The sequence below is a fragment of the Roseomonas gilardii genome, assembly GCF_001941945.1.
GTDB lineage: Bacteria > Pseudomonadota > Alphaproteobacteria > Acetobacterales > Acetobacteraceae > Roseomonas.
Genome location: NZ_CP015583.1, coordinates 3,973,748 through 3,987,500, shown reverse-complemented (window position 1 = coordinate 3,987,500; position 13,753 = coordinate 3,973,748). Strand labels below are relative to the sequence as shown.

Below are 13,753 nucleotides of genomic sequence, written 5' to 3'. Positions count from 1 at the left end.
CCTTTACTGCAGCTTCGCAGTGGTGCCAGGAAGGAACTGTGTAGGATAGGTGGGAGCCATCGAAACCCGGGCGCTAGCTCAGGTGGAGGCAACCTTGAAATACCACCCTGTTTCTTTCTGGCATCTCACTGAGCCCGGTTAGCCCGGGCCAGGACCCTGCGTGGTGGGCAGTTTGACTGGGGCGGTCGCCTCCCAAAGTGTAACGGAGGCGCGCGATGGTGGGCTCAGGCCGGTCGGACATCGGCTGTTGAGTGCAAAGGCATAAGCCCGCCTGACTGCGAGCGCGACAGCGCGAGCAGAGACGAAAGTCGGCCTTAGTGATCCGGTGGTCCCGCGTGGAAGGGCCATCGCTCAACGGATAAAAGGTACTCTAGGGATAACAGGCTGATCTCCCCCAAGAGTCCACATCGACGGGGAGGTTTGGCACCTCGATGTCGGCTCATCGCATCCCGGGGCTGGAGCAGGTCCCAAGGGTTCGGCTGTTCGCCGATTAAAGCGGTACGTGAGCTGGGTTTAGAACGTCGTGAGACAGTTCGGTCCCTATCTGCCATGGGTGTTGGAGACTTGCGAGGATCTGTCCCTAGTACGAGAGGACCGGGATGGACGTACCTCTGGTGCACCGGTTGTTCCGCCAGGAGCATCGCCGGGTAGCTAAGTACGGAACGGATAACCGCTGAAGGCATCTAAGCGGGAAACCAGCCTCAAAACCAGGTCTCCCCAAGGGCCGTGGAAGACCACCACGTCGATAGGTCGCAGGTGGAAGTCCGGTAACGGATGCAGCCGAGCGATCCTAATCGCCCGATCGAACTCCATCACTCCCCCGCCGCCGCAGTCCCCCTCAACAAGGGACACCGCGCGCAGCACCAAAGCGCACCCGCTCAGTCAGCAACACACACTCACAACACCCGATACCCCGCTCCCCCCAGCCCCAAAGCCCCATAAAGCCACAAGGCCCAGATCCTCCATCACCCAGCGCATCAGGTCGGTACACTACACACACCTCCACGGTTCCCATCCGGTGGCCTGGTGGCCCTAGCGAGGCTGCCACACCCGATCCCATCCCGAACTCGGCCGTGAAACGCCTCAGCGCCCATGGTACTGCGTCTCAAGACGCGGGAGAGTCGGTCGCCGCCAGGCCGCCCGATGGGAACCTACACACACAACACACCGACCCGATCGCCATCACCGCATCACACACTCACCCAACGCGGGGTGGAGCAGCCCGGTAGCTCGTCAGGCTCATAACCTGAAGGTCACAGGTTCAAATCCTGTCCCCGCATCCAGGGTGGAACTTTCCCTGAACGGCCAGCAAGGCTGGACAATGGGTCTGTCAAAAAGAAAACACGACAGCACTCGTTAGCCCGTGCAGCATGCGTGCCTATGCGGCACGATCCCCCCTTCGATATCCTCCGACTCGCAGCCGAAACCCGTCAGGCGGCCGTCAGCGACCCCTTTGGCAGCCCCGCCCTGGCCCTGGCGCTTCTGCTCAGCCGGCGCATGGATGACGGAGGCCTGTCGCGGGCGGAACTCGCGAAGCTCCTGCGTGACCTGGGGCAGTCCGCCTTCCGCGACCGCGCGGGACGGCTGCGGGAAGCCGTCGGCGTCGTTCCAACGGCCGAGACCGATCAGGCCTTGGCCATCCTCGCCACCCGGACCGCACGGCCCGACCCCCAGGACAGCCCGGTGCGCTTCGCGGCCTTTGCCGCTGCGGCGGAACGTCCCCGCGCAGCCGCGGTCTTCACGGCACATCCCACCTTCAGCCTTCCCCCTCCCGCCAACGCGGCCCTGGCCGCCATGGCCAGCGGCGGCCCGGTGCCCGAGGAGGCGCTGCCGCTCCGCCCGGAAGTGCCGTCCCTGACCATGGAATTCGCCCAGGCTGCCGAGGCCATCAGCCATGCCAGGGATGCGCTGGATCGCCTGGCGGAAGCCTTCCTGAAAGTGGCGCGGGATTTCTGGCCGGACCGCTGGCTCCGGCTGGAGCCCAGGCCGATCATCCTGGCCTCCTGGGTTGGCTACGACACCGACGGGCGCACGGATATCGGCTGGCAGGACACGCTCCGGCTGCGCCTTTCCATGAAGCGGATGCAGCTCGAACGCCTGAGGCTCCAGCTCGATCCGATCGAGGAGAAGATGACCGCGCCCCTGCGGCAGCGCGTGGACGAAGCCCTCCAGGCCGTGGACGAGCAGATCGCCGCCTGCCCACCCTCCGGACCGACGGAGCCCCTGGCGGTGCGCGACTTCGCCCACAAGCTGGTGGGGTCGCGGGAGGCCGCTCTCGTCACCCCCGCCCCGCTGCTGGATCTTTTCGAGACCGCTATCGCCGAAGCCGCGGAGGAGGAGACCCGCCTGGCCCTCTGTGTCGCCCGGGCCGGTCTCGCCGCACATGGCCTTTCCCTGGCGGGTACGCATGTCCGTCTCAACGCGGCGCAGCTCCACAACGCCGCCCGGCTGCATTTCGCGGAGATCGGCGGCGATCCCGCCGATCCGGCCCGGCGCCGCGCCATGTTCAGCGCCGTGAACGAGGCCCTGCAACAGGTGAAGCCCGAGCCGGTCGATCTGGGCGGCCTGATGGCCGAGCAGGCCAGCGCGCTGCGCTTGCTCATGACCGTCACCCAGATCACCAAGCATGTGGACGCCTCGCAGCCCGTCCGCTTCCTGATCGCCGAGACCGAAAGCGGGCTGACCCTGCTGATCGCCCTGCTCCTCGCCAAGCTGTGCGGCGTGGAGGAGCACCTGGAAATCTCCCCGCTCTTCGAGACCGCGGAGGCCCTGGAACATCGCGGGGAGCGCGTGGTCGAGGAAGCGCTGCGCTCCCCGGCCTGGCGGGACTATCTGCGCAAGCTGGGCCGGCTCTGCCTGCAGTTCGGCTACTCCGATTCCGGCCGCTATGTCGGCCAGGTCCAGGCCAGCCAGCTCATCGAGCGGCTGAAGCTGCGGGTTGCCGACCTGCTGGACCGCTACGGGCTGGGCGATCTGGAGGTCGTGCTCTTCGACACCCATGGCGAAGGGCTCGGCCGCGCCGGCCATCCGGATGGTCTGGCCGCCCGGCTGGATTATCTCGACCCGCCGGCGGTGCGCGCGGCCTTCGCCGCGCACAACACCCCGGTCCGCCTGGAAACGAGCTTCCAGGGCAGCGACGGCTACCTGAACTTCGGCACGCCGGAACTGGCCCATGCCACGATCGCCCGGATCGCCGAGCACGCCTTCGCCCCGATCGAGACGGAAAGCGATCCCGTCTATGCCGAAGGCGGCTTCGCCAACGACCTCTTCGCCGGGGCCCGTGCCGCGATGACGGCGCTGGTGGACGATCCGGGCTACGCGGCCCTGCTGGGCGCCTTCGGCACGGCCTTGCTGGACCGGACCGGATCGCGCCCCGCCGCCCGGCAAAGCGACAGCGGCGGGCCGAGCGTCATCCGCCATGTGCGCGAGCTGCGCGCCATCCCCAACAACGCCGTGCTGCAACAGCTCGGCTTCCTGGCCACGCTCACCCATGGCATGGGCGCGGGGGCGTCGCACGAACCCGACACCTTCGCCGACCTCCTCCGCCGCTCGCCGCGCTTCCGCAACGCCATGGCCTTCGTGCGCGCCGCCCTGCGCTGCTCGGACCCGGATGTGCTGCGTGGCTATGTGGCCAGCCTGGACCCGGGCATGTGGCTGGACCGCGCCGCCCATACGCGGCGTGCCGGGCGGCCGGCGGCCTTGATGCGGGTGGCCCGGGCGCTGGAGGATCTCGGCCTGACCGACCCCACGCGCCGCGTCCTGCGCCGCCTGCTGGCCGACGACATCCGCCTGCGGGGCGCCTGGCCGAAGGAGGGCGGCTACCTCGCCCCCGCGATGAGCGACCGCCTCTTCGCCCTGCACGCGCTGCGGCTCTGCCTGATCCACCGGATCTGGCTGATCGCCGTGGAGATGCCGGATTTCTCGCCCCGTCACAGCGTGACGCGGGAAGGGCTGGTGCAGCGCCTGCTGCGCCTCGATGTGGAAGGCGCGGCCGATGTCTTCGACGCGGTCTTCCCGGTGGTGGAGCCGGCCGGCGCCTCGCTGGATTTCGCCGAGCCGCCCACGCCGCGCCACGGTGGCTATGGCCGCGAGCACGAGGAAATCACGGAACCCCTGCGCGAGCTCTTCGCCATGGTGCGGGAGGTCAGCGCCGTCGTCACATTGGAATGCGATGCCTTCGGGTGATCCGTATCCATCGGGCGCCCCGATGCACGTCACCGGAAACCGGTGACGCCGTGGCGGAACGCCCGATGGATGCGCCGGGTCCGGCCGGCCCGCCTCGCGGCGGGCCGGGAGGCGTTCAGAAGGCGAGCGCGGCGGCAACGCGCCGGGCGAAGCCGGCCGGATCGCGGGGCGTGTCGCCATCCTGCACCCGGGCAAGGTCGAGCAGCAGGCCCGCCTTCTCCGCCAGCGCCGTGTCCGTCGCCACGCTCTCGGCCAGCCTGCGGATCAGCGGATGGCGCGGGTTGATCTCCAGCACCGGCAGGCCGGCGCCGCTGCCCCGCCCGGCGCGGCGCAACATGCGCTGCATCTGCAGGTCGGGGCCATAGGGCGGGGCGGCCAGGACCACGGCGCTTTCCACCAGCCGGTCCGTCGCGCGGACCTCGCCGACCTCGTCCTTCAGCTCTTCCTTCAGCCGGGCGAGCAACTCGCCGACATCGGCGGCCTCGCCCTCCTCCGCGCCACCCGCGATCTTCGACAGGTCCACCACGCCCTGGGTGATGCTGCGGATCGGCTTGCCCTCGAACTCCGCGAGGCGCTCTGGCCAGAAGGCGTCGATGCCGTCGGACAGCAGCAGCACCTCCACGCCCTTGGCGCGGAAGCCCTCCAACTGCGGCGAGTGTGCCAGGGCGGCCGGATCATCGCCGAGCAGGAAGTAAATCGCCTCCTGCCCCTCCTTCATCCGCGCGACATAGTCGGCGAGCGAGGTCCAGCCCTCCACCGACGAGGAACGGAAGCGCAGCAGCGCCGCCACCTCCTTGCGGTGGTCGGCATCCTCCCAGGCGCCTTCCTTCAGGACCGGGCCGAAATTCTCCCAGAACTTCGCGTAGTCCGCCTCATCCCTGGCGCGCGTCTTCAGATCGGACAGGACGCGGTTCGTCACCGCCTTGCGGATGCGTGCCAGGACGGGGGTGGATTGCAGCATCTCGCGGCTGACGTTCAGCGGCAGGTCCTCGGTGTCCACCACGCCGGCGACGAAGCGCAGCCAGGGCGGCAGCAGCCCGGCCTCGTCGGTGATGAACATGCGGCGGACATGCAGGCGCACGCGGCTCTGCCGCTCGTCCTCCACCGCCTGGAAGGGCTTCATGCCGGGGATGAAGAGCAGCGCGCTGTAATCCAGCGTGCCCTCCGCGCGCCAGTGCAGCGTGGCCCAGGGCTCGTCGAAGGCATGGGCGACGTGGCGGTAGAACTCGGTGTACTGCTCCTCCGTCACCTCGGATTTCGGCTTGCGCCAGAGCGCGGTGCCCTCGTTGGCGGGCTCGTCCTGGCCATCCCGCGCCACGGTGATGGGGATGGTGATGTGGTCGGCCCATTTGCGGATGATCGCCTGCAGCCGGAAGGGCTCCAGGAACTCCTCCGCATCCGCCTTCATGTGCAGCACGATATCCGTGCCGGGCTCGGCCCGTTCGGCGGGGGCGAGGGTGTAGCTGCCCTGGCCTTCCGAGGCCCAGCACCAGGCCTCCTCGCCGCCGGCGCGGCGGGAGGTGACCTCGACCCGATCCGCCACCATGAAGGCGGAGTAGAAGCCGACGCCGAACTGGCCGATCAGGCTGGGCTTCTCCGCGGCCTGTGCCTCGGCCAGCGAGCGGGTGAAGGCCAGCGTGCCGGAGCGGGCGATGGTGCCCAGATGCTGCGCCAGCTCGGCCTTGCTCATGCCGATGCCGGGATCGGAGATGGTCAGCGTCCTTGCCGCCTTGTCGGGCACGATCCGGACCCTGGCCTCGGCCGGCAGGCCCAGCGTGCCGTCGGTCAGCGCCTCGAAGCGCCGCCGGTCCACGGCATCGGCGGCATTGGCCACCAGTTCGCGCAGGAAGATCTCGCGGTCGGAATAGAGCGCGTGCACGACCAGATCGAGAAGGCGCCCCACCTCGGCGCCGAATTCGTGCCGCTCCAGCGTCTCGCTCACCGTCAGTCCTCTCGGTCGGGGGTTCAAGCTGGGGCGCGATATGCGGGGAATGCCGGATCGTTTCAACGGGTTGTGTCGTGGGATCTTCCCCGCAGGCCCGCATGGCGTCGGCGGCCCGCCCGGATGTGACGGGCCACGCGCTGAACCCGTCCGGCCGGGCGGCGTTCCTGCGATCATGCCCCTCGCAGCCCCGATCGCGGCGGACGCCACGCCCAAGGAACCCTTCGACTTCGACGAGGCCTTCCGGCGCCTGCGACGGGCCGTTGCCGGGGTGCCGAAGGCAGCGATGTTCGAGCTGCGGGATCGGGGCTATGGCAGCCTGTTCGAGCAACTGGTGGCGAGCCTTATCTCCGCCCGCACCCGCGACGAGACCACGATCCCGGTCTGCCTCCGGCTTTTCGCCGTGGCGCGCAGCCCGGAGGCGCTGGCGGCGCTGGAGGAGCCGGAACTCGTGCGGCTCCTGCACGGCGCCACCTTTCCCGAACCGAAGGCGCGCGACCTGATCGCCCTCTCCCGGCGGATCGTGGAGGAGCTCGGCGGCACCGTTCCCGACACGGCCGAGGGGCTGATGGCCTTTCGCGGCGTGGGGCCGAAGATCGCCTCCCTCGCGCTCGGCGTGGCGCTGGCGCAACCGCACATCGCCGTGGACATCCATGTCCATCGCGTGACCAACCGCTGGGGCATCGTCGCGACCGGCACGCCGGACCGGACGCAGGCTGCCCTCGCGGCGATCCTGCCCCGTCGTTACTGGGTCGAGATCAACGAGCGCCTCGTGCCCTTCGGCAAGCATGTCTGCACCGGCGAGCGGCCTCGCTGCTCGGCCTGCCTGCTGTTGAGCATGTGCCAACAGGTCGGGGTGACGGCCCACCGCTGATGCTGCGCCACAGGACCACCGGCCCGGGTGCCCCTGGGCGGTGCCGTGACATGTCCCTTCTTCGGCGGCCATCGCAACACGGCCGGAAATCCTGCGTTACCCGTCGCAGCCATCCGGCCGGAGCGGGCCGCGGCGGGTCTTTGAGTTCCTGTGCCTGTTTCGCCCAACCGGCGCCGGAACTCCCGCCGGGTCCGACCGTTCCCCGTCCGTCTTCTTGAAAGGAAGCAAGATGAGCATTTTCAGCTCGATCCTGAACAAGATCTTCCACCCCGCCGGCGCGGCACAGGCCGCCACCCCGGCCGGTTCCGACCAGGCACCGGCCGGGGGCGCCACCCCCGCAGCGACCCCGGCGGGTGCACCCCCGGCCGGCGGTGGATCGGCCCCGGCGCCCGGCCAGGAGGTGGATGTCGAATCCGTGCTGGAGGGGATCGCCGCGCAGAAGGGCGGCGGCGGCAACTGGCGCACCTCGATCGTCGATCTGCTGAAGATGCTGGACCTCGATTCCAGCCTGGATGCGCGCAAGCAGCTCGCGAACGAGCTCAACGTGCATGCCGGCGCGGATGGCAGCGCCGAGCAGAACATCGCCCTGTCCAAGGCCGTTTGGCAGCAGCTCGCCCAGAATGGCGGCAAGGTGCCCGACAGCCTGAAGCACTGAAGGCCATGTGAGGGGAGGGGGTAAGGCTCTCCCTCCCCTCATGTCCCGGAACCGTCCCCTGATGGGCAGCGGGACGGCCCCGCCAGCCATGCGCCGGGGGGATCAGGCCCGGGCCGACATGCCGTCTCCGCTTTCCATCGCTTCGGTGAGAAGGTCCAGCAAGACGGCGGCGAAGGCCCGCATGTTGTCCGGGCGGTCCTGGCGCCCGGTTTCCAGCCTTCTCGACAGGGCCACCGGACCGGCGACGGCGATGCAGGCATGGCCGGCGGGATCGCCATAGCGGTTGCCACCGGGGCCGGCCGCGCCGGTTTCGGCAATGCCCCAATGCGTGGCGAAACGTTGCCGGATGGTGTTGGCGAGCAGCATCGCATAGGGCTCGGTGGCGGGACGAAGGCCGGCCATCTCCTTCTCCGTGATGGAGAGAAGAGCATCGCGGGCCTGCCGCGTGTACACCACCGCGCCCCCCATGAAGTAGGCGCTGGCCCCCGGAACGGCGAGCAGGGCCGCCGACACCAGCCCGCCGGCGGAGGATTCGGCCACGGAGACGGTTTCTCCGCGCTGCTTGAGCAACGCGCCGAGCTGCGTGGCCCTGGGCAACAGGTCCTGCATGCTTCACCTCCAACCGCGACAAAGTGACGCCGATGCGGTGCTTTCGCCAGTTCTCTCCGAAAGGCAGGGGAAAGCGGGAGGGGTATGTCCGTCCTGTTCCCCGTGGCCCTGGAACCCATTCGGACATCTGGGCCGGGCAGATCAGCCTGCGCTGGTTTCCGCAACACGGAGGCGGCTGTCCGGGAACGCCACGGAGGATTCCCCGTGAAGTCCACATGAATGCGAAGAGCGATCAACGCTTCCGGATGGGCCTTGTCGGATTTTGGAGAGTGCCGATCGGGAGGGAGACTGGAGCGGGCGAAGGGATTCGAACCCTCGACCCCAACCTTGGCAAGGTTGTGCTCTACCCCTGAGCTACGCCCGCGCTCCGTCGGTGAGCGGGCTTTTGACATGCCGGTGACAGGCTGACAAGGGTCCTCGCCCCAGTTTTTCGCAGGGCTGCCATCCGGCCATTCCGCCGCGATGTTTCGCCGCCCGGAACCCTGGTCGGAAGGGCGATCTGCGCCGTAGGGCATTGCGTCCAGGCTCCACAGGAGCATCTATGAGCGCAATCGAAGTTGGGGAACCCGCCCACATGGATACCATCCTGGACCCGAACCGCCCCGCCGCGGGCGGCGGCGACGCCGACATCATCCGCGACAGCGACCAGAACAGCTTCATGCAGGACGTGGTGGAGGCCTCGCGCCAGACCCCCATCCTGGTGGATTTCTGGGCAACCTGGTGCGGCCCGTGCAAGCAGCTCACGCCCACGCTGGAGAAGGTCATCCGCGCCGCCGGCGGCCGGGTGAAGCTGGTCAAGATCGATATCGACCAGAACCAGGCCCTGGTCCGGCAGCTCGCCCAGATGGGCCTGCCGCTGCAGTCGGTGCCGACGGTCGTGGCCTTCTGGAAAGGCCAGATCGCCGACCTCTTCCAGGGCGCGCTGCCGGAAAGCGAGGTCAAGCGCTTCGTCGAGGCGCTGCTGAAGATGGCCGGCGGCCAGATGCCCACGGCCGACCTGCTGGGCGAGGCCAAGGCCGCCGCCGAGGAAGGCGACCATGCCGGCGCCCTGCAGCTCTTCGGCGAGCTGGTGCAGGCGGAGCCCGAGAATCCGGAAGCCTATGCCGGGCTCGTGCGCGCCCTCATGGCCCTGGGCGAGGAAGACCAGGCCGAGGCCGTGCTAGGCCAGATCCCGGCCAAGATCGCCAGCCATGCGGAGATCGCCTCGGTCCGCTCCGCCCTGGAGCTGTCGCGGCAGGGCCGCGAGGCCCGCGCCCGTCTGGCGGAGTTCGAGCAGCGCGTGGCCGCCGATCCGGACGACCATGCCGCCCGGATCGACCTCGCCGTGGCGCTGAACGCCGCCGGGGAGAAGGCCGCCGCCGTGGACGCGCTGATCGATTCGATCCGGCGGGACCGCGAATGGAACGAGCAGGCCGCCCGCAAGCAGCTGCTGAAGTTCCTGGAAGCCTGGGGCTTCGCCGACCCGGCCTCGGTCGCGGCGCGGCGCAAGCTCTCGACCCTGCTGTTCAGCTGAACGGTGGCGCGCCCGTGCCCGTCTTCCATCCCAGGCCCGACAGCCTGCCGGAAGAGATCGCGGTCTTCCCGCTCACGGGCGCGCTGCTGCTGCCGCAAGGCCGGCTGCCGCTGAACATCTTCGAGCCCCGCTACCTCGCCATGGTGCAGGACAGCCTGGGCCATGGCCGGCTCTTCGGCATGATCCAGCCCGACCCCGCTGCGGCGAAGGCCAGCCCGTCCGCCCTCTATGGCACGGGCTGCCTGGGCCGCGTCTCCTCCTTCTCCGAGACGGAGGACGGGCGCCTGCTGATCACCCTCACCGGCCTCCTCCGCTTCCGGGTGCGGCAGGAACTGCCCCTGCATCCGGGCGGCTACCGGCGGGTCCGGGCGGATTACCACCCCTGGCTCGCCGATCTGGACAGCGGCGGCGCGGAGCCCCCGATCGACCGCCCGGCGCTGATGTCGGCTCTGCGCCCCTATTTCCAGGCGCGGCGGATCGAGGCGAACTGGGAAGCGATCGAGAAACTGCCCGATCCGATGCTGGTCACGACCCTGGCCATGGTCTGCCCCTTCGATCCGCGCGAGAAGCAGGCGCTGCTGGAGGCGCCGACCCCGGAAGACCGGGCGAGGACGCTGGTGACCCTGTTGCAGATGGATGCCCTCGGCGGGCCGGACGCGTCGCCGTCCGGCAAGCCGAGCTGAACGAGAACGAGACGATGAACGACACCAAGACATCCGCCCCGGTCGATCCCCGCCTGCTGGAGATCCTGGTTTGCCCCGTGACCAAGGGCCCGCTGCGCTATGACCGCGAGCGCGGCGAGCTGATCAGCGACAAGGCCGGGCTGGCCTATCCGATCCGCGACGGCATTCCGATCATGCTGCCGGACGAGGCGCGCCGGCTCGAAGGTTGAGCGCCGCGCCCCTGGTGCCGACGGAGCTGCGCCTCCGCCGGGCCGAACGGCGGCTGGAGGTCGCCTGGCCGGACGGGGTGCGCCACAGCCTGCCGGCCGAGTACCTGCGGGCGGAAAGCCCCTCCGCCGAGGTGCAGGGCCACGGTCCTGGCCAGAAGAAGCTGGTTTCCGGCCGCCGCCATGTCGGCATCATGGCCCTGGAGCCAGTCGGGCACTACGCGGTCCGGATCCTCTTCGACGACCTGCACGACACCGGCATCTACAGCTGGACGGTGCTGCGCCGGATGGGTGAGGAGCAGGAGGCCTGGTGGCCCGCCTACGAGGCCGAGCTGGCATCCAAGGGGCTATCGCGCGATCCCTCCGCCCGGCCGGACCGTGCCGAGGCGGGGGGCGCCTGCAAGACCAACGGCTGCGGTTAGCGGAACGGGCGGCATGCGGGTCGCGGCTCCCGGATGAAATATCCGACAGGCCCAGGACCTCGCCCTTGCATCCCCACGGGGCTCCCACACCTAGACCTCCTGTCCGCGTAGCGTGCCGCTTTCCCGCAGATCCCCCGCACGGCACCTGACGACACGCCGTGCAGGTGCGTCCCTCCGGGCATTCCGGTCCGTTGTCCCGGCATTCGCCGCTGGAGCTTCCAAACCCGATGCCCGATCCTTCCCGTATCCTGCCTGCGGTCCTGGCCGCCTCCCTGGCCATCCTGCCACAGGCATGGCCGGTGCCGGCCCTGGCCCAGGGAGCGGCGCCGGGAGCGGCGCCAGGAACGGCGCCAGGAGCGACCCCGTCAGGCACCGCCCCGCAGGCCGCACCGGTCCGCATCCGGGGCAGCATCGTCTCGGTCGAGGGCGCCGTGATGACGGTGAAGGCCCGCGACGGCGCCACGGTGCCCGTGACCCTCGCCGGCAACCTGACCGTCACCTCGCCCAAGGCGGTGGAGCTCTCCACCATCAAGCCGGGCGACTATCTCGGCATCGTCGGCGTTCCGGGCGAGGGCGGATCGCTGGAGGCCCGTGCCGTCCAGATCTTTCCCGAGGCGATGCGCGGCGTCGGCGAGGGGCATTATCCCTGGGACCTGCCGGGCACCAGCATGACCAACGCCACGGTCGATGCCGCTGTCTCCGCCACTTCCGGCCGTGACCTCACCATGGCCTACAAGGGCCAGACGCTCCGCATCCATGTGCCACCCGGCACGCCGGTCGTCACCCCCGTCCCGGCGTCGCGCGAGGACCTGAAGCCCGGCGCCGCGGTGATGTTCGGCGCCACCCGCGACGCCGAGGGCCACCTGACCGCGACCCGCGTCACGGTCGCCAAGGACGGTGTCTCCCCGCCGAACTGAGGCCGCGGCATGTCCTCCGACCTTTCTCCCGGCCCCACCCGCCCCCGCCGGCCGCGTGCGGGGGCCGTCCGTCCGGAGGGCACCCGCGCCGAAGCGGGCCACCCGGATGCGCGGACGGCTGCCCGGAACCCGGCCCGCCCGGGACCGTGGCCCTGGCTGGACCGGGGCGGCCGCGTCTCGCCCTTCAAGACCGTCGTCTTCCTGGCCACGCTGTTGCCCGGCCTGATCGCCGGACTGCGCTGGAGCACGGGCACGCTCGGCGCCGAGCCCTATATGGAGGCGACGCACCAGACCGGGCTCTGGGCCATCCGCTTCCTGCTGATCTCCCTGGCGGTCACGCCGCTGCGTTACCTGGTCGACTGGCCGAAGGTCGTGGTGCTGCGGCGGATGCTGGGCCTCGCCGCCCTGGCCTATGCCCTGGCTCATCTGATGCTCTACGTGATCGACCAGCGCTTCGACCTGATCCACGTCGCCGGCGAGATCCTGAAGCGCACCTACCTCACCATCGGCTTCGCGGCGGTGCTCGGCCTCTGCGTCCTGGGCTGGACCTCCACCGACGGCGCGATCCGCCGCATGGGCCGCAACTGGAAGCGCCTGCACCGGCTGGTTTTCCCGATCGCCGCCCTGGGCGCGCTGCACTTCTTCATGCAGTCGAAGGTCGATGTCTCCGAGGCCGTGCTGATGGCGGGCTTCCTGCTCTGGCTGATCTTCTGGCGCCTGCTTCCTGCCACGCGGCGGACGGGTTTCCTGCCCCTGCTCGCCCTCGTGCCTCTCGCCGCCCTCGGCACCGCCCTGATCGAGTACGGCTGGTACGCCCTGGCCACCCGCGTCCCCGCTGCGCTGATCCTGCGGGCCAACCTGGCCCTCGGCTATGGCCCGCGTCCCGCCCAGTGGGTGGCCCTGGCGGCGCTGGCGAGCGCCTTCCTGCCGCTCCTCTCCCGGCGCCTCCGCCCGGCCTGACAGGGGCTTCGGCTTCCTGTCCGGCGTTGCGCCGTTCCGGGGGAAAGGCTCCGCCTTGTCCCCCGGACCCCCTATCCGCCAGGACGCTGCGCGCCCTGGACCCCATTCGTTGGCGCCTGCCGACGCCGGATCGCGCCGGAGAGCCATGCTCTCCGGCGGACTGCCGGTGCCATCAGCGCGGATAGGGTGTGGGAGAGGCGGCGCCTCTCCCACGGCGGGCGGCCATGGAGCGCAGCGCCAAGGGCAAAGCGGCGGTGCCCCCGGGGTCAGCCCTTGCGCCGTCCCTTGCGCTCGCCTCTGGCGGGCTTTGCCTCCGGCTCCGGCTCGGGGCCGGCCATCTTCCGGGCGACGTGCAGCAGGGCCTGCTTCGAGGCCATGTCCAGCCGGCCATAGGCCCGCAGCAGTGCCTCCTGGTCACCGGACAGCAGGCCGAAATCCCCCTGTTCCTCCGCCAGCAGCTCGGGCGGGGGCGGCACGTCCGGGTCCAGCCCCACGAGGTAGGAGACCGAGCATTCCAGCACCTCCGCCAGCTTGCGCAGCGGCGTGCCACGCGGGCTGGGCGCCTGTCCCGTCAGGATGCGCTCGATGGCCCCCGGCGACAGCCCGGCCTTCTTCGTGGCGCTGGCGGGGTCGAGGTCCAGGCGTTCCAGCCTCGCCTCGATTCGCTCGGCCATCGGGGAGATCTCGGGGAAGGGCTCGATCATGCGGACCGGGAAGATGAGCCCGCCACCCCGCTCCGCCAAGCCCGCGCCTTGCCGCGGGGGCTTCCGGACCCTAGGTGGGACAG

Annotated in this window: 12 protein-coding genes, 2 tRNA genes and 2 rRNA genes (1 of these 16 only partly in view); 12 read left to right on the top strand and 4 right to left on the bottom strand. The window is 70.0% G+C overall.

The window, feature by feature from the left end; translation table 11 throughout:
- The 4 genes from RGI145_RS18055 to RGI145_RS18040 all read left to right on the top strand — a co-directional run.
- A 23S ribosomal RNA gene (locus RGI145_RS18055) occupies positions 1 to 815 on the top strand; it begins 1,928 nt to the left of the window's first position.
- 207 nt (positions 816 to 1,022) lie between these two features.
- Positions 1,023 to 1,137 (top strand): 5S ribosomal RNA (gene rrf / locus RGI145_RS18050).
- A gap of 69 nt (positions 1,138 to 1,206) precedes the next feature.
- Positions 1,207 to 1,283: transfer RNA gene (locus tag RGI145_RS18045), tRNA-Met, on the top strand.
- A gap of 97 nt (positions 1,284 to 1,380) precedes the next feature.
- A complete protein-coding gene (locus RGI145_RS18040) occupies positions 1,381 to 4,185 on the top strand; it encodes a phosphoenolpyruvate carboxylase (protein WP_075799458.1) in 2,805 nt (934 codons plus the stop codon).
- Between the two features lie 115 nt (positions 4,186 to 4,300).
- On the opposite strand, the gene htpG is transcribed toward RGI145_RS18040, so the two are convergent.
- A complete protein-coding gene (gene htpG / locus RGI145_RS18035; RefSeq protein ID WP_075799457.1) occupies positions 4,301 to 6,127 on the bottom strand; it encodes a molecular chaperone HtpG in 1,827 nt (608 codons plus the stop codon).
- Between the two features lie 175 nt (positions 6,128 to 6,302).
- On the opposite strand from htpG, the gene RGI145_RS18030 reads away from it, so the two are divergent.
- Together RGI145_RS18030 and RGI145_RS18025 are read left to right on the top strand one after the other, a co-directional pair.
- Positions 6,303 to 7,001 (top strand): endonuclease III domain-containing protein, encoded by a 699-nt coding sequence (locus tag RGI145_RS18030; protein ID WP_075799456.1) that lies wholly within the window; start codon positions 6,303 to 6,305, stop codon positions 6,999 to 7,001.
- A 229-nt stretch (positions 7,002 to 7,230) separates the two neighbouring features.
- Positions 7,231 to 7,656: a DUF3597 domain-containing protein gene (locus tag RGI145_RS18025; RefSeq protein WP_075799455.1), complete on the top strand. Its 426-nt coding sequence runs from the start codon at positions 7,231 to 7,233 to the stop codon at positions 7,654 to 7,656.
- Between the two features lie 102 nt (positions 7,657 to 7,758).
- Here RGI145_RS18025 and RGI145_RS18020 read toward each other — a convergent pair whose 3' ends face one another.
- Positions 7,759 to 8,265: a CinA family protein gene (locus tag RGI145_RS18020; protein ID WP_075799454.1), complete on the bottom strand. Its 507-nt coding sequence runs from the start codon at positions 8,263 to 8,265 to the stop codon at positions 7,759 to 7,761.
- A gap of 289 nt (positions 8,266 to 8,554) precedes the next feature.
- Positions 8,555 to 8,629 (bottom strand) — tRNA-Gly (locus tag RGI145_RS18015).
- A gap of 210 nt (positions 8,630 to 8,839) precedes the next feature.
- On the opposite strand from RGI145_RS18015, the gene RGI145_RS18010 reads away from it, so the two are divergent.
- From RGI145_RS18010 to RGI145_RS17985, 6 genes are all read left to right on the top strand, one after another.
- On the top strand, positions 8,840 to 9,778 hold the full coding sequence (locus tag RGI145_RS18010) for a tetratricopeptide repeat protein (RefSeq protein WP_075799453.1): 939 nt from the start codon (positions 8,840 to 8,842) through the stop codon (positions 9,776 to 9,778).
- A 14-nt stretch (positions 9,779 to 9,792) separates the two neighbouring features.
- Entirely contained in the window at positions 9,793 to 10,461 is a 669-nt protein-coding gene (locus RGI145_RS18005; RefSeq protein ID WP_075799452.1) for an LON peptidase substrate-binding domain-containing protein, read from the top strand.
- Between the two features lie 14 nt (positions 10,462 to 10,475).
- A complete protein-coding gene (locus RGI145_RS18000; protein WP_027282028.1) occupies positions 10,476 to 10,670 on the top strand; it encodes a Trm112 family protein in 195 nt (64 codons plus the stop codon).
- Positions 10,667 to 11,089, top strand: coding sequence for a gamma-butyrobetaine hydroxylase family protein (locus RGI145_RS17995; protein ID WP_075799451.1), 423 nt, complete (start codon positions 10,667 to 10,669; stop codon positions 11,087 to 11,089). Before RGI145_RS18000 ends, RGI145_RS17995 begins: the two co-directional genes overlap by 4 nt.
- 227 nt (positions 11,090 to 11,316) lie before the next feature.
- Positions 11,317 to 12,006 (top strand): hypothetical protein, encoded by a 690-nt coding sequence (locus tag RGI145_RS17990; protein ID WP_075799450.1) that lies wholly within the window; start codon positions 11,317 to 11,319, stop codon positions 12,004 to 12,006.
- 9 nt (positions 12,007 to 12,015) lie between these two features.
- Entirely contained in the window at positions 12,016 to 12,966 is a 951-nt protein-coding gene (locus RGI145_RS17985; protein ID WP_075799449.1) for a protein-methionine-sulfoxide reductase heme-binding subunit MsrQ, read from the top strand.
- A 266-nt stretch (positions 12,967 to 13,232) separates the two neighbouring features.
- On the opposite strand, the gene RGI145_RS17980 is transcribed toward RGI145_RS17985, so the two are convergent.
- Positions 13,233 to 13,709 carry a helix-turn-helix domain-containing protein gene (locus RGI145_RS17980; protein WP_075799448.1) on the bottom strand — a complete coding sequence of 159 codons (477 nt, stop codon included), beginning with the start codon at positions 13,707 to 13,709 and terminating at the stop codon, positions 13,233 to 13,235.
- Between the last annotated feature and the right edge of the window lie 44 nt (positions 13,710 to 13,753).